At 66.3% G+C, this 18,912-nt stretch carries 25 protein-coding genes; 19 read left to right on the top strand and 6 right to left on the bottom strand.

From position 1 onward, the window contains the following. Nucleotides 1-84: 84 nt before the first annotated feature. Entirely contained in the window at nt 85-324 is a 240-nt protein-coding gene (locus tag ACTHJR_RS01600; RefSeq protein WP_440521302.1) for a hypothetical protein, read from the top strand. A gap of 43 nt (nt 325-367) precedes the next feature. Here ACTHJR_RS01600 and ACTHJR_RS01605 read toward each other — a convergent pair whose 3' ends face one another. Then, the gene (locus tag ACTHJR_RS01605; RefSeq protein WP_440521303.1) at nt 368-1,150 is read right to left on the bottom strand and encodes a M15 family metallopeptidase; all 783 of its coding nucleotides are present in this window, start codon (nt 1,148-1,150) and stop codon (nt 368-370) included. Between the two features lie 73 nt (nt 1,151-1,223). Here ACTHJR_RS01605 and ACTHJR_RS01610 point away from each other — a divergent pair, with 73 nt between their 5' ends. The 6 genes from ACTHJR_RS01610 (at nt 1,224) to ACTHJR_RS01635 (ending at nt 4,929) form a co-directional block, all read left to right on the top strand. Next, on the top strand, nt 1,224-1,877 hold the full coding sequence (locus ACTHJR_RS01610; RefSeq protein ID WP_440521304.1) for an RluA family pseudouridine synthase: 654 nt from the start codon (nt 1,224-1,226) through the stop codon (nt 1,875-1,877). Further along, nucleotides 1,870-2,289 carry an alternative ribosome rescue aminoacyl-tRNA hydrolase ArfB gene (gene arfB / locus ACTHJR_RS01615; RefSeq protein WP_440521305.1) on the top strand — a complete coding sequence of 140 codons (420 nt, stop codon included), beginning with the start codon at nt 1,870-1,872 and terminating at the stop codon, nt 2,287-2,289. The genes ACTHJR_RS01610 and arfB overlap by 8 nt, the downstream gene beginning before the upstream one ends. 11 nt (nt 2,290-2,300) lie before the next feature. Further along, nucleotides 2,301-2,969: a hypothetical protein gene (locus tag ACTHJR_RS01620; protein ID WP_440521306.1), complete on the top strand. Its 669-nt coding sequence runs from the start codon at nt 2,301-2,303 to the stop codon at nt 2,967-2,969. 28 nt (nt 2,970-2,997) lie between these two features. Beyond that, nucleotides 2,998-3,483: a GAF domain-containing protein gene (locus ACTHJR_RS01625; protein ID WP_440521307.1), complete on the top strand. Its 486-nt coding sequence runs from the start codon at nt 2,998-3,000 to the stop codon at nt 3,481-3,483. 169 nt (nt 3,484-3,652) lie between these two features. Further along, entirely contained in the window at nt 3,653-4,579 is a 927-nt protein-coding gene (locus tag ACTHJR_RS01630; RefSeq protein ID WP_440521308.1) for an RcnB family protein, read from the top strand. A 173-nt stretch (nt 4,580-4,752) separates the two neighbouring features. Beyond that, complete coding sequence (locus ACTHJR_RS01635) at nt 4,753-4,929, top strand: hypothetical protein (RefSeq protein ID WP_440521309.1); 177 nt, start codon at nt 4,753-4,755, stop codon at nt 4,927-4,929. Between the two features lie 60 nt (nt 4,930-4,989). Here the strand turns inward: ACTHJR_RS01635 and ACTHJR_RS01640 are convergent, their stop codons facing one another. From ACTHJR_RS01640 to ACTHJR_RS01650, 3 genes are read right to left on the bottom strand one after another with little or no spacing between them, the layout of a single operon-like run. Next, nucleotides 4,990-5,379, bottom strand: coding sequence for a PRC-barrel domain-containing protein (locus ACTHJR_RS01640; RefSeq protein WP_440521310.1), 390 nt, complete (start codon nt 5,377-5,379; stop codon nt 4,990-4,992). 57 nt (nt 5,380-5,436) lie between these two features. Then, nucleotides 5,437-5,595 (bottom strand): hypothetical protein, encoded by a 159-nt coding sequence (locus ACTHJR_RS01645; RefSeq protein ID WP_440521311.1) that lies wholly within the window; start codon nt 5,593-5,595, stop codon nt 5,437-5,439. Next, nucleotides 5,588-6,343: an HdeD family acid-resistance protein gene (locus ACTHJR_RS01650; RefSeq protein WP_440521312.1), complete on the bottom strand. Its 756-nt coding sequence runs from the start codon at nt 6,341-6,343 to the stop codon at nt 5,588-5,590. The genes ACTHJR_RS01645 and ACTHJR_RS01650 overlap by 8 nt, the downstream gene beginning before the upstream one ends. Nucleotides 6,344-6,928: 585 nt before the next feature. Here ACTHJR_RS01650 and ACTHJR_RS01655 point away from each other — a divergent pair. The 6 genes from ACTHJR_RS01655 to ACTHJR_RS01680 are packed head-to-tail and all read left to right on the top strand — an operon-like array spanning nt 6,929 to nt 13,834. Then, the gene (locus ACTHJR_RS01655) at nt 6,929-9,169 is read left to right on the top strand and encodes a TonB-dependent receptor (RefSeq protein WP_440521313.1); all 2,241 of its coding nucleotides are present in this window, start codon (nt 6,929-6,931) and stop codon (nt 9,167-9,169) included. 9 nt (nt 9,170-9,178) lie between these two features. Further along, nucleotides 9,179-10,363 carry an MFS transporter gene (locus ACTHJR_RS01660; RefSeq protein ID WP_440521314.1) on the top strand — a complete coding sequence of 395 codons (1,185 nt, stop codon included), beginning with the start codon at nt 9,179-9,181 and terminating at the stop codon, nt 10,361-10,363. After that, nucleotides 10,360-11,046, top strand: a complete 687-nt coding sequence (locus ACTHJR_RS01665; protein ID WP_440521315.1) for a TetR/AcrR family transcriptional regulator — start codon at nt 10,360-10,362, stop codon at nt 11,044-11,046. Before ACTHJR_RS01660 ends, ACTHJR_RS01665 begins: the two co-directional genes overlap by 4 nt. A gap of 21 nt (nt 11,047-11,067) precedes the next feature. After that, nucleotides 11,068-12,348 carry a D-arabinono-1,4-lactone oxidase gene (locus ACTHJR_RS01670; RefSeq protein ID WP_440521316.1) on the top strand — a complete coding sequence of 427 codons (1,281 nt, stop codon included), beginning with the start codon at nt 11,068-11,070 and terminating at the stop codon, nt 12,346-12,348. 5 nt (nt 12,349-12,353) lie between these two features. After that, complete coding sequence (locus ACTHJR_RS01675) at nt 12,354-13,499, top strand: DSD1 family PLP-dependent enzyme (RefSeq protein ID WP_440521317.1); 1,146 nt, start codon at nt 12,354-12,356, stop codon at nt 13,497-13,499. Between the two features lie 47 nt (nt 13,500-13,546). Further along, nucleotides 13,547-13,834: a hypothetical protein gene (locus ACTHJR_RS01680; RefSeq protein WP_440521318.1), complete on the top strand. Its 288-nt coding sequence runs from the start codon at nt 13,547-13,549 to the stop codon at nt 13,832-13,834. A gap of 6 nt (nt 13,835-13,840) precedes the next feature. Here the strand turns inward: ACTHJR_RS01680 and ACTHJR_RS01685 are convergent, their stop codons facing one another. Then, entirely contained in the window at nt 13,841-15,136 is a 1,296-nt protein-coding gene (locus ACTHJR_RS01685) for a M20/M25/M40 family metallo-hydrolase (RefSeq protein WP_440521320.1), read from the bottom strand. A gap of 33 nt (nt 15,137-15,169) precedes the next feature. Between ACTHJR_RS01685 and ACTHJR_RS01690 the strand changes: the two genes are divergently transcribed. After that, nucleotides 15,170-15,484 carry a hypothetical protein gene (locus ACTHJR_RS01690; protein ID WP_440521322.1) on the top strand — a complete coding sequence of 105 codons (315 nt, stop codon included), beginning with the start codon at nt 15,170-15,172 and terminating at the stop codon, nt 15,482-15,484. A gap of 20 nt (nt 15,485-15,504) precedes the next feature. Here the strand turns inward: ACTHJR_RS01690 and ACTHJR_RS01695 are convergent, their stop codons facing one another. Next, entirely contained in the window at nt 15,505-15,960 is a 456-nt protein-coding gene (locus tag ACTHJR_RS01695; RefSeq protein ID WP_440521328.1) for a universal stress protein, read from the bottom strand. Nucleotides 15,961-16,102: 142 nt separating this feature from the next. Between ACTHJR_RS01695 and ACTHJR_RS01700 the strand changes: the two genes are divergently transcribed. From ACTHJR_RS01700 to ACTHJR_RS01720, 5 genes are read left to right on the top strand one after another with little or no spacing between them, the layout of a single operon-like run. After that, complete coding sequence (locus ACTHJR_RS01700; protein WP_440521323.1) at nt 16,103-17,392, top strand: pyruvate dehydrogenase complex dihydrolipoamide acetyltransferase; 1,290 nt, start codon at nt 16,103-16,105, stop codon at nt 17,390-17,392. Between the two features lie 10 nt (nt 17,393-17,402). After that, nucleotides 17,403-17,615, top strand: coding sequence for a hypothetical protein (locus ACTHJR_RS01705; RefSeq protein WP_440521324.1), 213 nt, complete (start codon nt 17,403-17,405; stop codon nt 17,613-17,615). Nucleotides 17,616-17,668: 53 nt separating this feature from the next. Next, nucleotides 17,669-18,004, top strand: a complete 336-nt coding sequence (locus ACTHJR_RS01710) for an acyl-CoA thioesterase (protein ID WP_440521329.1) — start codon at nt 17,669-17,671, stop codon at nt 18,002-18,004. Beyond that, the gene (locus tag ACTHJR_RS01715) at nt 18,001-18,360 is read left to right on the top strand and encodes an acyl-CoA thioesterase (RefSeq protein ID WP_440521325.1); all 360 of its coding nucleotides are present in this window, start codon (nt 18,001-18,003) and stop codon (nt 18,358-18,360) included. Before ACTHJR_RS01710 ends, ACTHJR_RS01715 begins: the two co-directional genes overlap by 4 nt. Then, nucleotides 18,357-18,839, top strand: a complete 483-nt coding sequence (locus ACTHJR_RS01720) for an endonuclease domain-containing protein (RefSeq protein WP_440521327.1) — start codon at nt 18,357-18,359, stop codon at nt 18,837-18,839. Before ACTHJR_RS01715 ends, ACTHJR_RS01720 begins: the two co-directional genes overlap by 4 nt. Nucleotides 18,840-18,912 lie beyond the last annotated feature (73 nt).

Consider the following 18,912-nt stretch of genomic DNA (forward strand, 5'->3'; position numbering starts at 1 on the left):
GACCGCTGATCGCTCGCGTGGCCAATTCGTCCCTAACGATCGGTTAGCGCCGGAACGCGAGATCGCGCCCGCGGTTGATCCGGCATGAGACGCCGTCGTCCGAGCTATGAAGTCTTCCCCGCCCAGGCGGTGCTGGCCGGCGGACGCGTCCGCGTGGCCTGGGCATGGCAACATATCGTTCGCTCCGGCACCATCCGCCACGCCGCGCTCTACGATACGCTCGAAGATTGCCTGCACGCGATCCAGCGTCATTGCCGGGAGCGACGATCGCCGTCGGTGCGCGTCATCCTCGATCCCGCCAACGCGACGCCCGCCCACGCCTGAACGGCCGACGTCGGTCGCGAGCCTCAATCGTCTCGCGCGGCGTCTATTTCGGCCAGGCTTGCCCCGGTGCCGGCGTCCCCGTCGGCGCGGGTTGCGGCTGGATCGCCTTCTGCCATTCGGGCGACAGGTCGAGCACCGCCGGCGAGGCGGGAAACCGCGTGCGCGCGGTCGTGAACAGCGCCCGCGCGGTCGCCGCGCCGGGCGCATCCGCGGACAACCCGACCCAGCGCCAGTGCCACGGCTCCCAGGTCACGCCCTGCGCATTGCCCGGCGGGAACGACAGTTCGAACCCGAATTCGGGCGCGTGCTGCAACAGCCATTTGCCCGGCGCCGTCTCGGCGACGCAATCGCTGACGTCGCCGCAGCCGCGGGTCAGCGGCCGGATGCCGAAGTCGAGCGCATAGCCGGTGGCATGTTCGCTATACCCTGGCGGCCCCGAACTCTTGGCGCGCTCGGCCGCGTCCTTACAACGCTTGCCGGGGCCGATCTGGCCGCAAAAGATCTGGCGCTGGCGCTCGATCGTGCGGAAGCACGACACGCCGCGCAACTTGCCCTTGACTTCGGGCACCTGGTCCGCCGCGGCGAGCAAGGCGCTCATCGCCGCCGCCGCGTCGCGATGGAGTTCGCAGGGGCGACCGACACCGAAATTGCCCGGTATCACCACCATGTCGGCGGGATTGCCTTCGGGATAGGGGATATGTCCCAGCATGCGGCCGTCGGGCAGCGGCTCGATCGTCTGGCCATTGCACAAGGTGACCGGGGTCAGCGCGAAGGCGGTAGCGGGCAGGAAGAGAGTCAGGACGGCAAGCAGCCAGCGCAAGGGCATCAACACGCTCCGTGGGGGAAACAAAGCGCACAACCACTGGCACGCGCGCGGCTTGAGTGGCAAGGGGTGCGCCATGCTAGCGGACAGGGTGTTGTTCCTCGACGGTGAGGCGATGGTGATCGACAAGCCTGCGGGCCTGCCGGTGGATCCGCCGCGTCGTGGCGGGGTCAGCCTCGAAAATCATCTCGACAGCCTGACCTTCGGCTTCCGCCGTTGGCCGATGGCGGTGCATCGCCTCGACCAGGACACATCGGGCTGTCTGCTGCTGTCGCGCAACCCCAAGGCGCACGCCCGGCTGCAACAGGCGTTCGAGGCGAACCGGGTGGAGAAACGCTATCTCGCCGTGCTCGAAGGCGTGCCTGAGGGCGAAGAGGGAGTGATCGACCTGCCGCTTGCCAAGGTGTCGACGCGCGAGGAAGGGTGGCGGATGACCGGCGCCCATGACGGCAAAGCCGCGCGCACCGCATGGCGGGTGCTGCGCAGCGAGGGCGGCCGCACCTTGGTGGAGTTCCGGCCGGCGACGGGCCGCACGCACCAGATCCGCGTCCACGCGCTCGAAGGGCTGGGCGTGCCGGTGGTCGGCGACCCGATCTATGGCCGCGCCGACAAGGGAGGGATGTTGCTCCACGCCGCCGAATTGATCGTCCCGCGCAACGGCAAGCCGGCGATCGAAGCGATTGCGCCGATCCCCGAACGCTTCGTCGCGGCCGGGTTCGGCCATGAGTGAGGGCCACGCCTGGGCCGACCGGCTCGACGCCGCGATCGTCGAGGAACGCTTCCTCGCCGCCACCGGCCCGGGCGGGCAGAACGTCAACAAGGTGGCGACCGCGGTGCAATTGCGCACGAACGTGTTCGCGCTCGGCCTCGCGCCTTACGCCTATCAGCGCCTCAAGGAACTCGCCGGCAGCCGGATGACCGCGAGCGGCGAATTGCTCATCACGGCGCGCCGTTTCCGCACGCAGGAAGCGAACCGCCAGGATGCGCGCGAACGCCTTGCCGAGATGATCCGCGCGGCGCATGTCCGCCAGGCCAAGCGCGTCAAGACCAAGCCATCCAGGGCGGCCAAGGCGAGGCGCGTGGACGAGAAAAAAGGCCGCGGCGCGGTCAAGGCCGGGCGCGGCAAGGTGCGCATCGACTGAAGGCGAAGGAATTGGCCAAACCCAGCCCGAATCTGCGCCGATACACCAGTCTGCCGGTAGTGATCGACATGCTGATGAACGATCGCATCACGCTGGTCAGTCCGTCGGCCTGGGTCGACGCCAACGATCGCAAGGCGATGGCGGTCTATCAGGAGCATCTCGGCCATGGCTTCGTCGGCGCGGTCTGCCTGACCGAGGCGCCCGAGACATTCCATCATTGGCAAGTCTTCGCCGGCGGCTCGGCGGGCGTCTGCGTCCATTTCGACAAGGCACGGTTCTGCGCGATGTTCGATGGTCGTGCCGACTGCCTGATCGGGCCGGTCGACTATGTCCGCATCGCGGACATCGTGACGGTCGACGCGAGCGACATCGATCGCCTGCCGTTCATGAAGCGCGCTGGCTTCCGCGACGAAGCCGAATTCCGCGCGATCGCGTTCGGGACGGAAGAGGACGAGGTCATCCATGTCCCGCTCGACCGCGCGGCGGTGGTTCGGATCACTTTCGCCCCGACGATTCCGCCGGCGCTGGTCGACAGCACGCGGCGCCTGCTTCATCAGCTTCCCGGCTGGGAGAAGCTGCGCATCGTCCAGTCGCGCCTGACCGACAGCGTGTCCTGGCAGCGGGCGCTTGAGAAATATCCGGCGCGGCACGCCGGCGAGGCGCCGCGACCCCTCCCATAATCGCGACACCGTCGCTACATCACCGTGCATGTACGCCTTCGACATCGCCGCCGGGTCCAAGCCCGAACTCTATCGCGACCTGCTCGCCGCTTGCGACGCGATCACCGCGAATGAGCCGGACGCCATCGCCAACATGGCGAACGTCGCCGCCTTGCTGTGGGAATATCTGCCCGATCTCAATTGGGCCGGCTTCTATCGCAATGTCACCGACGAACTCGTCCTCGGGCCGTTCCAGGGCAAGGCGGCCTGCATCAGAATCCCGTTCGGCAAGGGCGTCTGCGGCGCCGCTGCCGCCACGCGCGAAACCCAGTTGGTCGCCGACGTCTATGCCTTTCCCGGCCATATCACCTGCGACGCGGCCAGCCGGTCCGAACTGGTGGTGCCGATCGTCGCCGGGGACCGCGTCGTCGCGGTGATCGACCTCGACAGCCCGTCGCCCGCACGGTTCGACGAACAGGATGCGGCGGGAATCGCGGCGATCGCCCGATTGTTGACGGACAGGGTTAACGGCTGAATCCTGATCCAGATCGGGACAAACATTCCGCTGGCGTAAAACTGGCGGAAAACCGTGCTTTTTGCTACGCCTTCCCAAGATTGACCGCGTGGCCATGGTTAATGGCCCCGCCGGGAAACAGGGAGTGTTAACCATGCGAACCCTCGTGATTGCTGCTGTTGCGGCCGCAATGGCCTTCGGCGGAGGCGTCGCCGACGCGCAGCGACTCGGCAACCGTGGTGCGCCCGCGGCGGGCTGGCGAGGTGGGCCGCCGCCCCAGGGTCAGCCGATGCCGCGCCCCAATCCGGGCCAGTGGCAGGGACAGCGTCCGGGCAACCCGGGCGGATGGAATGGTCAGCGCCCGGGCAATCCCGGCAATTGGAACGGCCAGCGTCCCGGCAATTGGAACAATGGCGGCCAATGGCGCAAGGGCTGGATCTCGAATCGCAGCCGTTGGGGCAACCGCATGGGTGGCTATTGGTGGGCCGGCGTCCAGGCGCCCGGCGGGTGGAACGGCTATACCCGCATCAAGCGCGGAAAGCGCATCCCGAATTACTGGCTGTCGGCCAATTTCATGATCGGCGATTGGCAGCTCTATGGCCTGATGGCGCCGCCCGCTGGCTATTATTGGACCCGCTATTACAACGACGCTTTGCTCGTCGACCGTTACGGCGTGGTCTATGACGGCGCTTATGGCCTCGACTGGGATCGCTACGACGACGGCTATGCCTATGACGATAGCGAGGCTTATGCCGGCGGTCCCGGCTATGCCGAGCCGATGGGCCCGCCGCCCGCTTATGGCGCGGGCTATCCGGCGCCCGGCTATGGCGACGGCAATGGCTATTATGAGGAAAGCCGCGATTATCGCGCCGCGCCGCTTCCGCCGCCGATGATGGCACCCAACATGCCCTATCGCGGCGGTTATGTCGGTACTTATTACACGCCGCCCGGCACCACGACGACGATCGTGATCCCCGGGGCGACGACGACCACCACGACCACCGAATATATCACGGAGCGCTATACTCCGCGGCCGGTGATCAAGAAGGTCTATCGCGCGCCGGTGCGCAAATGGCGTCCCAAGCCGCGCCCGTGCGGCTGCGGATGCTGCCGCTGACCTGACCAGCTCGATGGGGGGATGGCTGCCCGTCGCCGCTCATGCGGCGGCGGGCAGTAGCTTTTTGATGATATCTCGCGCGCGAATGCGTTGGACGGTGGGAACTCGTTTCGGGGGCCGAACGTTTGACAGCCGCCGCGGTATCAGGCCGCGGCGTTCGTAGGGAATGCTCCATGATCGCTAATCTGCTGATCGCCGCTGCTCTCAATGCCGCGGCACCCGGTATCCAGACCGCCGATGTTCCGCGTTGTTCGGCCACGGTGACCGACGAATGCATGGAAGTGCGCGCGCCGGCCCATCGTGGGAAAATGATGCATCACCGCAAAAAGCATCATAAGCGGTCAAAGTAATCACGTGGTCGGGAAGGCCGGTCGTCGAGCCGCCAGCGATGGGATTACCTCGCGGCGATGCTAGGCGACGGGCCTCCCGCCATAGGGCCGATAATATGTATGGACGATGGCGCCGTGATGCTGATCGGCGCCGCCCAGTGCGCGTAACTCCTTGCGATCGTAATGCGGTGCGCGCTGCAGCACGCTGCTTTCCAACTGGACGATGAAACCGCCCAGCCCGGGATCATAATGCAGCAATGGCCAGGGAATTGGGTGAAAGCGCTCGCCGATCCCCAGGAAACCGCCGAAAGACATGATCGCGAAGACCACCTGGCCGGTCGCCTTGTCTACCGACAAATCGTCGAGATGGCCGATCCGTTGACGCTTGAGATTGTACACCGGCGTGTCGAGCACGCGGCTCGACAGGATCAGCGGATGGTCCAAGGCGTCTTGTTGATCGGCAATCGTCATCGCCACTTTCTCCCGGATCGGCCGACGGCATCCAGGCGAAGGGCGCCGTCATCGGAACTAACGCGGGTGACCGCCGGCGATCAGCGCAAAGGCGATCGCCACGACCAGCCCGATAATGAAGATGGCGCGCTCGACGGTCAGGCGCAAGACGATCCGGCCGCCGCGCGCCTGTTCGGCCGTATAATGTGCTTTTCGCCGCTGGTTGGCGTCACGCACGGTGCCGATTCGTTCGGTCCGCGGCGCTCGATCCTGGACGATGCGCGCGCAATTGCAGCGCCAGTCCGCCCAAGAGCAGTCCGGCGACCAGAATGCCGGTCGCGATCGAGCGCATCGCCATCGCCGGCGCGAGCGGCAAGGCCGCGCCCGTGACGATCGCGACGAACAGCAAGGCGACGCCGCTGCCGACCAGCCAGCCGCGGCCGTGATCGTTCTCCAGCCGGAACGCCGCAAGCACGCTGGTCAATCCGCTCAATAGCGACCAGGCGGTCAGCAGGCGCAGAAACGCCGCCATCTCCATTGCCGGATAGATGACCGCCGCCGCGCCGGCCACCAACGCGACGATCGCGGTCACGGCCTGCCAGGCCCAACGCGTGCCGCTCACGGCATGATGGCTCGCCAGCACCGCCGAGCAAACGCCGTCGGCGAAACAGTAAAGAGCGAATGCGAGGACCAGCGCGCTCAGGGCGGGGGCGGGGATGGTCAGCCCGGCCACGCCGATGGCGATCGCCAACAATCCCTTGATCGCGACCAGCGGCCAATGGTTGGCGGCGCGATCGTTGAGTTGTTCGTCCGGATCCTCGTCGGGGGGTAGCCAGTCGTCGGGCGCCAGTGTGGAAAATTGCGCGAACGCGCGGTGGCCGTTGCTCGCCCAGGCCGGTGCGTCGCTCGCCGGAAACGAATCCCTCGATGCCCGATCGACGGGATCGCGCTCGATCTCGATGTCGCGTGTGTGATGCCGGTCCATGTCCCTACCTCGCTTTCGAGCGCGCGATGCACCGCGCGCGGCGCCGCTCCGGCGTTATGACGGGAAGGGCGAGCCAAGACGGGCGCCTGCTTCGCGAGCGCACGGAACGCCAGCCAGATCGGTGGTTCCGTGTCGCTCGCCATCCGCTCAGTAATGCGGTCGGCTGCCCGCGCCGGGTGTCGGCTCGTTTCTGTTCAGGACGTCGACGCGGCCGACAAAAGGACCGACCTGCGTGGTCGCGCGCAAAAACGCGCGAAAGGCCATAAGTTTCCGGATCTTGCGATAGATCGAGAAAAGCCGGCGCAGAACGGCGCCAGGAAGATTCGATCGTCTCGGCCTGGGATGCCGTGACTGCAGGGCGCCGTTCGCGATTTCCCGAGTCGCAAAACCGTCATCCGACGGTTGTTTCCCATTGGGGCTACTCCGGGGACGCTCGCGTGCCGCTCGGCGAAAGCCGAATTCCGCAGGGGGCAACATTATGATCTCGAACGGAAAAATTGAGCAGCAATCATTACTCTCCGGCCATCTTGCGGTAATGATAGTTTATGCTACCGTTATGCATCCTCACTCGAAAAAGGGGTGGTTATGCATCGTGCAGTCGGGATCGGAGTTTCGCTGGTCGCCCTGGTCTGGGCCGGGTCGGCATCGGCACAGGACAGCCAGCCCGCGGCGGCGTCCGTTTCGGCCGACGACAATGCGCCGCGGGTCGACGACATCGTCGTCACTGCTCAGAAACGCTCCGAAAATCTCCAGGACGTGCCCGTCGCGGTCACCGCGGTGACCGGCAAGACGCTCGAGAACAAGCGCATTCTCGACTTGGTCGACCTGTCCAACGCGACGCCCGGCCTGCAGATCAAGTCGGACGACAATGGTGCCAACCCGCGCATCTTCATCCGCGGCGTCGGTGTCAACGACTTCAACCCGGCGACCGCCAGCGCGGTCGGCATCTATTCCGATGGCGTCTATGTCGGCTCGCCGCTGGCACAGCGTTTTGCGTTCTTCGACCTGCAGCAGGCGGAAGTGCTGCGCGGCCCGCAAGGCACGCTCTACGGTCGCAACACGACCGGCGGCGCGATCAACATCACCAGCCGCAAACCCGGCAACGATGTCGAGGCCGATTTCCTCGGTGAATACGGCAACTTCGATTCGGTCAATCTTCAGGGCGGGGTCAGCCTGCCGGTCGCCCGGGACCTGTTGTCGATCCGCGTCGCCGGCCTCTACCAGCGCGACGACGGCTATTCGATCAATCGCCTGACAGGCCACCGCGGGAACAATGCCGATCGCTGGGCGGTGCGTGGCAGCGTGCATTTCACGCCCTCGACCGCGATCACCGATGATCTCGCGGTGACGGTCGGCAAGTCGCGCGGCGGATCGATCTGGGCCTATAATCGTGGCCTGTTTCCGGCGACCGCGGATGCGACAGGCCCGGACGGCCTGTGTGCCCCTGCTTATTACGCCACCGCCGAATGCACCAACGTCCTGGGCTATGCGAACACCAGCAAGAATCTGTACGAAGGCGATTACAGCTTCGAAGGGCAGGACAGGGTCAATCTGTTCACCGTCGCCAATACGCTGACGATCAATCTCGGTGCTGCCGATATCGTCGCGGTAACCGGCTATCAGCATGCCGATCGCAACGACCAGGAGGAGACCGACGCCAACCCGCTGCCGGTCATCACCGCCAGCTATATCGCGCGGCAGAATACGTTCAGCCAGGAATTGCGCCTGCAATCGAGCGGCAAGCCGAAGCTGCGCTACGTGCTCGGTCTCTATTACGCGCACGACGATCTCAGCAACGATTCGGCCTATGACGTGCTGAATTTCCTGCCCCCCGACTTGACCCAGGGAATCGGACGCTACGCCTGGCCGCTACGACAGAAGACCGACAGCTACGCCGCGTTCGGCCAACTCGATTACGACCTGACCCCGCAACTGACGGTGACCGCCGGCCTGCGCTACTCCGCCGACCACAAGGACTTCCATTACGTCAGCGAAGAGACTCGTCTCCCCTACACGATCTTCACGTTCGACGGCTCGAAGACGTTCGATTCGGTCTCGGGCAAGTTCGGCTTGCGCTATCGCATCACGCCCGACGTCAACGTCTATGCGAGCTACAGCCGCGGGACCAAGAGCGGCGGTTTCTTCAGCGGCCAGACCGGCAATGTCGCCGACCTCGGCCCGTACAAGGACGAAACGGTCAATGCCTATGAGGCGGGCCTGAAGAGCGAATTGCTCGACCACACGCTGCGCGCGAACCTCGCCGCTTTCTATTACGATTATCAGAACCTTCAGGTTTATACCGTGGTGACCGACGGGTTCATCACCCGCCAGCTGTTCACCAACGCCTCAGCCGCGCGGATCTACGGCGGCGAGCTCGAGCTGGAGGCGACGCCGGCGCGCGGCCTGACCATCTTCATGAACGCGGCCTATCTCAACGCCACCTATCGCAACTTCATTTCCGCGGGCGCCGATTATTCGGGCAACACCCTGCCGTCGGCGCCGCGCGTCAACATCCAGACCGGGGTCAATTACAGACAGCCGGTGTCGTTCGGCGCGCTCGTGTTCGACATCAGCTCGAGCTATCGCAGCAAGGTCTTCTTCGACACCGCCAACACGCCGCGGTTGAGCGATCAGGGCCGGGTCTATGTCGACGGCCGCTTCGGCGTGCAGTTCGCGCACGACAAGCTCGAGGTCGGCATCTGGGGCAAGAACATCTTCGGCGAGACCAACATCTCCGACATGACCCCGATCCCGACGCTCGGCTTCGACGTGATCAGCGTCGGGCCGCCGCGCACCTACGGCCTCTATCTCCGCGCGCATTATTGAGTCGGTGGAATGAGCGTGTTGCCGACCGCTGACGATCGAGGCTGGATCGGCCCGCGCCCCGCTGCGGCGCAAATCGGCGCGATCCTGTTCGTCGGGGTCGCCGGCATCCTGTTCGCGGGTGTCGGGCCGCTGCTGCTCGGCGGACTGGAAGCGTCGGGCCGGATCAGCCCGGCACAACTCGGGCAGGCGGGGACTGCCGAGCTGCTGACCATGGGTATCGCCGCCGGACTGGCCGGGCCGCTGTGGGGTTTGAGACGATTGCGTCTGCTGACCATGCTCTGCGGGTTGGCGATGGCCGTGCTCAATGCCCTGTCGATCTTCGCGGACGGCTGGGCGGTCGTCCTGGTGCGCGGCATCAACGGCATTCCCAGCGGCGCGCTGATCTGGCTGATGACCGCGATGATCGTGCGGTCGTCACGTCCGGATCGCTGGGCGGCGATCTACCTGACGGTGCAGACGCTGGCTCAGGCGGTGATCGTCTTTGCGCTGGGCGCGCTGGTCGAAGGCGCAGCCGGAGTAGGCGCCGGCTTCGCCGTCCTCGCCGCGATCGGCGCGGCGACTGCGCTCGGCGGCCTGCTGGTGCCGGGCGCGCTGTCGGTACTGCCGACCAGTGCCGACGAACCGAGCGGGCGGCCGAGCGGGCGCGGGCTGCTCGCGCTCGCGGCCGCCTTCGCGTTCAACGCCGGAATTCTCGCGGTATGGATCTATGTCGAGCCATTGTCGCGCCAGGCCGGGCATCCTGCCGGCACCGCAGGGCACGCGCTGGCGCTCTCCTTGGGCGCGCAAGTCGCCGGCGGGCTGGCCGCAACGCTGATCGCCGGACGCGTCCCGACCGCACCCGTGCTCGTCATATCGCTGCTCGGCATGGGCGGCGCGATGTTCGTGCTGGCGGCCTTGCCCGGCGTGGCGCTGTTCCTCGCCGTCTCCGCGCTGTTCGGCTTCCTATGGATGTTCGCGTCGCCGTTCTTCACGCCGCTGGTCATCGACGCCGACCCGACGCGTCGCGCCGCCATGTTCGGGTCGGGTGCGGCGCTGCTCGGGTGCAGCGCCGGGCCGTTCCTCGCCTCGCTGTTGGTGGGCGACGCCGACGTGCGGCAATGCCTGACGCTCGGCGTCGCCTTGCTCGCGACGTCGCTCGCCATCGTCATGCTGCTGTACTTTAGCCGGACCAGAAGCCACTCGTTGGCGCTATGACCAAATCAGCATCTTCCCCAAGCCCGGCTCCACGCCAAGGCGGAAAGCGGCGACGCGCCGCCATCCCGCTGTCGACCAAGCACCGCCCGATCCAGGCGCGCGGGCAGGATACGTTCGAACTGATCCTCGATGTCGCCGGCGAATTGCTGCGCGAGATCGGTTTCGAGCAACTGACCACCAACCTGATCTGCCAGCGCGCCGGGCTCACGCCTCCCGCGCTCTATCGCTATTTCCCCAACAAATACGCGGTGTTGAAGGAACTCGGTGATCGCCTGATGCGCGCGCAGGACGACGAGGTGCTCGCCTGGGTCGAGGAGGGCGGTCTGTCCGGCGCGACGTTCGAGGAACGACTGGCCAAGAGCATCGCCATCCAGGAACGGATGGTCGCGATCCACCGCGAGTTCCCAGGCGGTATCGCGATCGGCCGCGCATTGCGCGCGGTACCCCTGTTGAACGATCTGCGCATCAAGTCGCGCGACATGGTCGCCGGCACCTTCGCCGACATGCTGCGCCGGCAATACCCGAATACCAGCGAGCAACGGCTGCAGGTCGCCTGCCGGCTGATCGTCGAGCTCGGTTATTCGGCGAGCGAGATGGTGGTCGAGGAACCGGATCGCGACGCCGACCTGATCAACCGAGAGGTGTGCGTGATGTTCGCGCAATATCTCGAGCATTTCGACTGACCCATAACGGAGGCTGACGGCATGGAATGGCGCAATTGGTCCGGCAGTGTCGACGCCCGGCCCCGGCGGATCGAGCGGCCCAAAACCCGCGCCGATCTCGCCGCCCTGGTCCAGACCGCCGACAAGGTGCGCGTGACCGGTGCCGGCCATTCCTTCATGCCCTTGTGCGAGACGCCGGGTACGTTGCTCAGCATGGCCGACTATGAAGGCGGCATCGATATCGCGCCCGACCGCCGCACCGCCTGGGTTCCCGCCGGCTGGGGGCTCGACCGCCTAACCGAGGCGCTTTGGGCGCAAGGCCTGTCGCTGATCAACCAGGGCGACATCAACCCCCAGTCGCTGGCCGGCGCGACCGCCACCGGTACCCATGGCACCGGCGCCGATCTCGGGAGCCTCTCGACCCAGGCCTGCGGATTCGAGCTGATGCTGGCCGACGGCAGCCTGGTCGAATGTGGCCCCGACACGAATCCGGACCTTTATGAGGCACAGCGCCTGTCGCTAGGCCTGTTCGGCGTCACCACGCGGATCCGGATCAATGTGTTGCCGGCTTATTATCTCGAGGAGCGGATCGAGCGCCGCCCGCTCGCCGAAATGGCCGAGCGTTGGGAAGAACTCGGCGCCGCCACGCGCCATTTCGAATTCTTCGTCTTCCCCTATGCCGATCACGTGATCTTCAAGACGCTGCATCCGGTCGAGGGCAGCGGCGACCTGAAGCACACCACCGACATAGACGAATCGATCTTCCGCAACGTGTGCGAGATCGGCCGGCGCGTGCCGAAGCTCATCCCGTCGCTCCAGCGTTTCATGATGAAGATGAGCGGCAAGACGACCGCCCGCATCGGGCCGGCCTGGCGCATCTTCCCGTCCGACCGCACCATTCGCTTCGAGGAAATGGAATATGAGGTGCCGCGCGCGGCCGGCCTGCCGACGCTGATGGAAGCGATTTCCTATATTCGCCGCCGCAAGCTGCCCGTTGCCTTCCCGTTCGAATTCCGCCTGACCGCGGCCGACGACATCTGGATGAGCCCCTTCCACGCCGGTCCGGCCGCCTCGATCTCGTTCCACCAATATGCGAAGATGCCGTGGCGCGACCTGTTCACCGAGATGGAAGCGGTACTGCGCAGCTCGGGCGGGCGACCGCATTGGGCCAAGCGCCACACGCTGACGGCGGACGACGTCGCACGCCTCTATCCGCGCACCGGCGATTTCCTGCGCGTGCGTGAAACGGTCGACCCGGGACAGAAATTCGTCAATGACGACCTGGCCCGCTTGTTCGGCCTGACCTCTCCCGCCCGGAGCTGACACCCGTGAACGACCAGCAACTGCATGCCCATCTGATCGGCCGACAGGGCTCGCGCCGCGACCTCAACACGCCGGTGCTCGTGCTCGACCTCGACCGCCTCGATCGCAACATCGCCACCATGGCCGGGTTCGCCGCGTCGCACGGCCTCCAGCTCCGTCCCCATGCCAAGACGCACAAGAGCGTCGACATCGCGAAACGCCAGCTCGCGGCCGGTGCGATCGGTCTGTGCTGTGCCAAACTGGGCGAGGCGGAGGCGCTGGCCGACGGCGGGATCACCGGGCTGCACATCACCTCGCCGGTCGTGCCGGCACCGGCGGTAGAGCGGCTCGCCGCGCTCAACCTGCGCTCGGCGGGGTTGATGACCGTGGTCGACAATCCCGACAACGCTCGCGCCATTGCGCGCGCGGTCGAGCGAGCCGGCGACGCCACGCTGTCGGTGATCATCGACGTCGATCCCGGCATCCACCGCACCGGCGTCGCCTCGGCCGACGCGGCGGTCGAGTTGCTCGATGCGATCCGCGCGCTTCCCGCGCTGGTCTATCGCGGCGTGCAATTCTATTGCGGCTCGCACCAGCACATCCATTCCTATGCCGAGCGCGAGGCGGCGATGCGCGAGCGCGCCGATTATCTCCGCACCGTCATCGCCGCGCTGACCGACGCCGGCGGTGCGCCGGAGATCGTGACCGGCGGCGGCACGGGCACGCATCGCATCGATGCCGGCCTGGGCCTGTTTACCGAACTCCAGGTCGGTTCCTATGTCTTCATGGACGACGAATATCGCGCCTGCGACCTGACCGGAGAGGAAGGCGCGCCGATCCCGTTCGAAACCTCGCTGATGATCGACACCTGCGTGATCAGCGCCAACACGCCGGGCCTGTTCACGCTCGACGCCGGCATCAAGTCGATGGCGACCGACGGCCCGCTGCCCACGGTGGAAACCGGCGCCAGCGAGGAAGCGCGCTTCTTCCTGATGGGCGACGAGCATGGCGCGCTGATGACCCAGCCCGGCGCACTCGCGCTCGGTGATCGCATCTCACTTCGCGCCCCGCATTGCGACCCGACGGTCAATCTCTACGACAATTACCACGCCGTGCGCGGCCAGACGCTCGACGCGATCTGGCCGGTATCGGGGCGGGGACGGTCGCGTTAGCCGGTTGATCGGGTTGCGCAGACAACCGGCCGGATTATGGTCGTTGAATGGCGCCGATCATCCCCAGCGACGTTCCCTATGTGATCGGCTTCGTCGTTCTGGCGATCCTGCTCATATGGTTGGTGGGCTTGCTGGGACAGCGCGGTTTGTCGAACAGCCGCTGGCGTGCGCTGCTCCTGGGTCCGCTCTGTCTCTACTTCGTCTACGAAGCCATACGGCAGTTCGCTCTCCGGGATTGGCGCGGCGCGGCCCTTGCCGGGTTGATCGGCGTCATCACCGCGCACACTATCTGGCTCGCTTGGCGCGAGGAGCGCGCTCGCCGCGTGCGTAGCTGAAGCCTGCTATCGCCGCGGCGCGGGGCCGGCGAACGTCACCAGGCTTTCCGATCCGTCCGCCGCCACTGCCGATACGCCGACGAAATTGTCATCGATCGGCACGTTCTTGAGCAATAGTTCGGTCGCGCCGCCGACGTCGCGGCTCATCGACCAATTCTGCGTATCGGCGCGCCGCCAATGCACGCGATATTTCGTCGCGCCGGCGACCGGCTGCCAGCGCACCATGGTGTCGCGCGACAGCGCGCCCGCGACCGTCACGCCCTCGGGCGCGGCGGGGGCGGCGGCGAGCCGGCGGATGCTCTCCACGTTGATCGCCGTGACCTTGGCCAGATAGACGAAGTCCATCTTGTCGATCGTATCGCCATAAGCGACGCCATTTTCGGTGCGGATATTCTGGTGTTGCGCGTCCCAGCGCTCGGCGGCGACGGTGAAGCGCACCGCGGGATAGCCCAAGGCTAGAAACGGCAAATGGTCGCCGCCGCGCCCGAACCGGTCGGGACGGCGCACGATGAAAGCGTCGAGGCCGCCCGGGATGCCGGCGGCGACGCGATCGATCGCCTTGGCCAGCGCGCGGCTCGGGCCGTCGTCTTCGCCGCCATTCTGGCGCCTGGCGAGATCGGCCTTCAGATCCTCGCTGTCGCGAATGCCTTCGGAAAAGACGCGGACGGTCTTGTCGGCGACCACGCCGTCCTTGCCGATCGAATTGCCGACGATGTCGTTGTTGAGCATCGCCGTGACGCGCCAGCCGCGCGCCTTGGCGGTGTCGGCGAGCAATGTGCTGCCATACAATCCCTGTTCCTCGCCGGAGAAGGCGGCATAGACGATCGTCGCGCGGAATTTGTGCTTGGACAGGATGCGCGCGGCTTCCAGCACCAGCGCGACGCCCGATGCGTCGTCATTGGCGCCCGGCGCATCGGCCTTTGCATCCATCTCGTCGCTGTTCCGCGAATCGATATGGCCACCTACGATCACCACGCGGTCGGGCTCGCTGCCTTTCTGGATGCCCAGCACGTCTACGATCCTGACGCCGTTCGGCGCGCGTGGCCCGGTGAAGTCGCGGGCGATCGTCTCGCTGGTCAGGCACCCGCCGCAGGCCGCGCCGATCGCGTCGAACTGCGCGTTCGCCCAGGCCCGTGCCGCGCCGATCCCGCGTTTGGGGTCATTGGGGTCGGACAGCGAATGGCGCGTCCCGAATCCGACCAGCGCGGTGACCGTCGCCTTGAGCCGCGCGGGGGAGGGGCGTTCGGCGGGCGGCGCTGCGGACACCAGCAGGAGAGAGGCGACCGTCAGCATCTTGCGCATGTTACTTCCCCTGTTTTGGCGCCGCAGAGTGCGATGTGCGCGCGCACCTGGCAATGGCTCTCGTCGGCGTTGTTCTTCCGAATAATGCGCTACGCTGCTGTAACAATTGGCACTAATTCGCGCCGAGTACGTTCGTTTTCCCAACAGGAGGTACGCGTCATGGTGGTCGAGCGCGTAGTTGCGTTCGGTTTTCTGACCGGGCGCGATCTCGAATTGCTGGGTCGTGGATTCAATCGCCACATCCCAATAGATAATGACGACTTGTTCGCCGATCTGATTGAACAATTGGATCGTGTCGAGGTCGAGCCGCACGGTCGCGGCGTGATTATTCGTCCGTCCAACGAATAACGGGCCTGCAGTCCGATCGGTCAGCTCAGGCGATCGATCGCCTCGCGATCCAGGCTGCCGGGGATGATCATGATCGGGATGGGCAGCTTGCCGGCATCGCTTCCGGCGAAATGGCTGACCAGCGGGCCCGGCGACCCGCTCGCGGCGGCACCCAGCACCAGCGCCGCGATCTCGGGATTATTCTCGATCGCTTCGCTGATCACCTTGGGCGCGTCGCCCTGCCGCAGCGTGATCGCCGGTTTCAGGCCCGATTCCTCGAACAGCGTGCCGGCGGCGCCGGCGATGATCGCTTCGGCATGCTGGCGCGCCTCGGCCTCGATCGTCGCCTGCACGCCGCCGAACGCGATGAATTCCTGCGGCGGCAGGATGGAGAGGATCTCGACGCCGCCCCCGGTCTTGACCGCGCGCCGCGCCGCGAAGCGCAATGCGACCTCCGCCTCGGGACTGTCGTCCACCACCACCAGATAGATGCGCATGTGGTCCGGCCCCTCCCGTTTCGGCAGATAGGTGGCGCGGAACGTACCGTCGTGCAAGCTCACGCTCTTGACCCGAAGCAAGACGGGCGCAAAGGAGCCGGTTCACACTCCGCCTCCCCAGGCTGCCCCGAGAGGACGCAGAATGCCGATCGAGATCAAGATGCCCGCTTTGTCACCGACGATGGAGGAGGGCACGCTGGCGAAATGGCTGGTCAAGGCCGGCGACGCCGTCAAGTCGGGCGACCTGATGGCGGAAATCGAAACCGACAAGGCGACGATGGAATTCGAGGCGGTCGACGAAGGCGTGATCGCCGAGATCGTCGTTCCCGAAGGCACCGACAATGTGAAGGTCGGCCAGGTCATCGCGATCCTCGCGGCCGAAGGCGAGGACGCCTCCGCCGCCAAGGCCGCCTCCAAGGCCGAGGCGCCGAAGGCTGAGGCGCCCAAGGCGGAAGCGGCACCAGCTCCGGCGTCTTCGCCCACCCTGGCTCCGGCTCCTGCCGCGCCGGCACCGGCGCCCGCGGCGTCGGGCGACCGAGTCAAGGCGAGCCCGCTGGCGCGCCGCGTCGCTGCCGAGAAGGGCGTGGACCTCGCCTCGGTGAGCGGCTCGGGCCCGAACGGCCGCATCGTCCGCGCCGATGTCGAGCGCGCCAAGCCCGGCGCCGTGGCACCGACTACTGCTGCCGCGTCGGCCGAGGCTGGCGTTGCGCCCGCGCCGGCCAAGCCTGCCGCGATCCCCGACATCCCGCACGAGGCGACCAAGCTGTCGAACGTCCGCAAGACGATCGCGCGCCGCCTGACCGAATCGAAGCAGCAGGTCCCGCACATCTATTTGACCGTCGACGTCCGGCTCGACGCGCTGCTCAAACTGCGCGCCGACCTCAACAAGAGCCTCGAGCCGCGCGGCGTGAAGCTGTCGGTCAACGACCTCCTGATCAAGGCGCTTGCCGCCTCGCTGATCCAGGTGCCGAAATGCAACGTGATGTTCACGCCCGACCAGCTGATCAGCTTCCAGCGCGCCGACATCTCGGTAGCGGTCTCGACTCCGTCGGGGCTGATCACGCCGATCATCACCCATGCCGATACCAAGGGTGTCGCCGCCATCTCGACCGAGATGAAGGATCTCGCCACTCGCGCCCGTGACAACAAGCTCAAGCCAGAGGAATATCAGGGCGGCACCGCCTCGATCTCGAACATGGGCATGTTCGGCATCAAGCAGTTCGAGGCGGTGATCAACCCGCCCCAGGGCATGATCATGGCGATCGGCGCGGGTGAGAAGCGTCCCTACATCGTCGAGGACGCGCTCGGCGTTGCGACCGTGATGTCGGCGACCGGCAGCTTCGACCATCGCGCGATCGATGGCGCTGACGGCGCCGAGCTGATGCAGGCGTTCAAGGCGCTGATCGAAGCGCCCTTGGGCATGCTCGCCTGAGGCGATGCCGATGTCCGCGCGGACCCTTGCCGAGGCTTGCTACATGGTCGCCAGCGCGATCGTGACCTATCTGATCACGGCGATGGCGGCCTGGGGCTATCCGCAGGGCGGCGACACGATCTGGCCGATCGGCCTGGTCTCGACCGCGTTCGTCGTCGGCTTCGGATTCAAGCCGTTCCTGCTGTCGTGGCGCGCCGACCGCGCGGGACGACGCGACGCGTGAACGAGGAACCGACGACGCCTCCGGCGCACGAGCCGGCGATCCGCGTCACGGCCATGCCGGCGGACGCCAATGCCTATGGCGATATCTTCGGCGGCTGGCTGATGAGCCTGATGGACTCCGCCGCCGGCCTTGTCGCCGCGCGCCACTCGCACGGCCGCGCCGTCACCATCGCGATGGACGGCATGCAATTCCACTCCCCGGTCCATATCGGCGACGAGGTGTCGGTCTATGCCGAGCTGGCCAGGGTCGGCCGCACTTCGATGACGATCGACGTCGAATGCTGGGCGCGCGACCGCCATCGCGACGACCATCGCCGCGTGACCGAGGCACGCTTCACCTTCGTCGCGATCGACCAGGATCGCAAACCGCGTCCGGTGATGGCCGAATGAACGCGTCGCTCGCGCCGCCCGAGCGGATGCCCGACATTCGCGTGACAGTAATGGCCGCCGACGCCAATCCTTACGGCACTGCCTTTGTCGGCTGGCTGTTCGGCCAGATGTCGCTCGCGGGCGGCAGCCTCGCCTCTCGCCGCACCGGCAAGCGCGCGCCGGTGGTCGCCGCCGATGGCTTCAAGTTCCTCAATCCTGCCGACATCGGCGACGAACTCTCGGTGTGGGCCGAGGTTGTGGGCGAGGGGCGTACGTCGCTCACCATCGCCACCGAAGCCTGGAAACGCGACCGCCACGGCGAGGCGATAGCCAAGGTCGCGGAAGGGCGTTTCGTGTTCGTTGGGCTGGATCGATGACGACGCAACCCCCTTCACCCTCCCCCTCTACGGGGGAGGGAGGGGCCCGCCGCCGCAAGGCGGTGGGAGGGAGAGGGCGCGCGCTCGCCAGAGCGCGCGAAATGCGCCGCAACCCGACCGAGGCTGAAGCGGCGTTATGGCGTCTGCTGCGCGCCAAACGCCTGGCTGGCTGGAAATTCCGCCAGCAGCAGCGCCTGGACCAATACATCGTCGATTTCGTATGTTTCGAAGCACGGTTGATTGTCGAGGCGGATGGCTCGCAGCATATCGACAACGACTACGACGCTGAACGTGACGCCTATCTTCGAGCTCAAGGCTTTCGCATCGTCCGCTACTACAACAACGATATCTTGGCGCGGCGTGAGGCCGTGCTCACATCTATTCTCGACGTGCTGAATAGCGGTGAGGCGGGCATCGAGCCCGCCTCGCCGCTGGCCCCTCTCCCCAACCCCTCCCCCGCAAGGGGGGAGGGGCTCTAGAAGGACACCTCCCCAGTGGCTGAAACTTATGACCTCATCGTCCTCGGCTCAGGCCCCGGCGGCTATGTCGCGG

Origin of the sequence: Sphingomonas sp. (assembly GCF_051962185.1) — a bacterium.
GTDB lineage: Bacteria > Pseudomonadota > Alphaproteobacteria > Sphingomonadales > Sphingomonadaceae > Sphingomonas.

Bases quoted from the DNA above. Each gene is read 5' to 3' on its own strand.
- ACTHJR_RS01720 (WP_440521327.1), top strand. From the start codon at position 18,357: ATGACGACGCAACCCCCTTCACCCTCCCCCTCTACGGGGGAGGGAGGG.
- ACTHJR_RS01715 (WP_440521325.1), top strand. From the start codon at position 18,001: ATGAACGCGTCGCTCGCGCCGCCCGAGCGGATGCCCGACATTCGCGTG.
- ACTHJR_RS01700 (WP_440521323.1), top strand. From the start codon at position 16,103: ATGCCGATCGAGATCAAGATGCCCGCTTTGTCACCGACGATGGAGGAG.
- ACTHJR_RS01690 (WP_440521322.1), top strand. From the start codon at position 15,170: ATGTGCGCGCGCACCTGGCAATGGCTCTCGTCGGCGTTGTTCTTCCGA.
- ACTHJR_RS01610 (WP_440521304.1), top strand. From the start codon at position 1,224: ATGCTAGCGGACAGGGTGTTGTTCCTCGACGGTGAGGCGATGGTGATC.
- ACTHJR_RS01665 (WP_440521315.1), top strand. From the start codon at position 10,360: ATGACCAAATCAGCATCTTCCCCAAGCCCGGCTCCACGCCAAGGCGGA.
- ACTHJR_RS01695 (WP_440521328.1), bottom strand. From the start codon at position 15,960: ATGCGCATCTATCTGGTGGTGGTGGACGACAGTCCCGAGGCGGAGGTC.
- arfB (WP_440521305.1), top strand. From the start codon at position 1,870: ATGAGTGAGGGCCACGCCTGGGCCGACCGGCTCGACGCCGCGATCGTC.
- ACTHJR_RS01660 (WP_440521314.1), top strand. From the start codon at position 9,179: ATGAGCGTGTTGCCGACCGCTGACGATCGAGGCTGGATCGGCCCGCGC.
- ACTHJR_RS01705 (WP_440521324.1), top strand. From the start codon at position 17,403: ATGTCCGCGCGGACCCTTGCCGAGGCTTGCTACATGGTCGCCAGCGCG.
- ACTHJR_RS01650 (WP_440521312.1), bottom strand. From the start codon at position 6,343: ATGGACCGGCATCACACACGCGACATCGAGATCGAGCGCGATCCCGTC.
- ACTHJR_RS01625 (WP_440521307.1), top strand. From the start codon at position 2,998: ATGTACGCCTTCGACATCGCCGCCGGGTCCAAGCCCGAACTCTATCGC.
- ACTHJR_RS01605 (WP_440521303.1), bottom strand. From the start codon at position 1,150: ATGCCCTTGCGCTGGCTGCTTGCCGTCCTGACTCTCTTCCTGCCCGCT.
- ACTHJR_RS01710 (WP_440521329.1), top strand. From the start codon at position 17,669: ATGCCGGCGGACGCCAATGCCTATGGCGATATCTTCGGCGGCTGGCTG.
- ACTHJR_RS01635 (WP_440521309.1), top strand. From the start codon at position 4,753: ATGATCGCTAATCTGCTGATCGCCGCTGCTCTCAATGCCGCGGCACCC.
- ACTHJR_RS01655 (WP_440521313.1), top strand. From the start codon at position 6,929: ATGCATCGTGCAGTCGGGATCGGAGTTTCGCTGGTCGCCCTGGTCTGG.
- ACTHJR_RS01640 (WP_440521310.1), bottom strand. From the start codon at position 5,379: ATGACGATTGCCGATCAACAAGACGCCTTGGACCATCCGCTGATCCTG.
- ACTHJR_RS01670 (WP_440521316.1), top strand. From the start codon at position 11,068: ATGGAATGGCGCAATTGGTCCGGCAGTGTCGACGCCCGGCCCCGGCGG.
- ACTHJR_RS01600 (WP_440521302.1), top strand. From the start codon at position 85: ATGAGACGCCGTCGTCCGAGCTATGAAGTCTTCCCCGCCCAGGCGGTG.
- ACTHJR_RS01680 (WP_440521318.1), top strand. From the start codon at position 13,547: ATGGCGCCGATCATCCCCAGCGACGTTCCCTATGTGATCGGCTTCGTC.
- ACTHJR_RS01630 (WP_440521308.1), top strand. From the start codon at position 3,653: ATGGCCTTCGGCGGAGGCGTCGCCGACGCGCAGCGACTCGGCAACCGT.
- ACTHJR_RS01685 (WP_440521320.1), bottom strand. From the start codon at position 15,136: ATGCGCAAGATGCTGACGGTCGCCTCTCTCCTGCTGGTGTCCGCAGCG.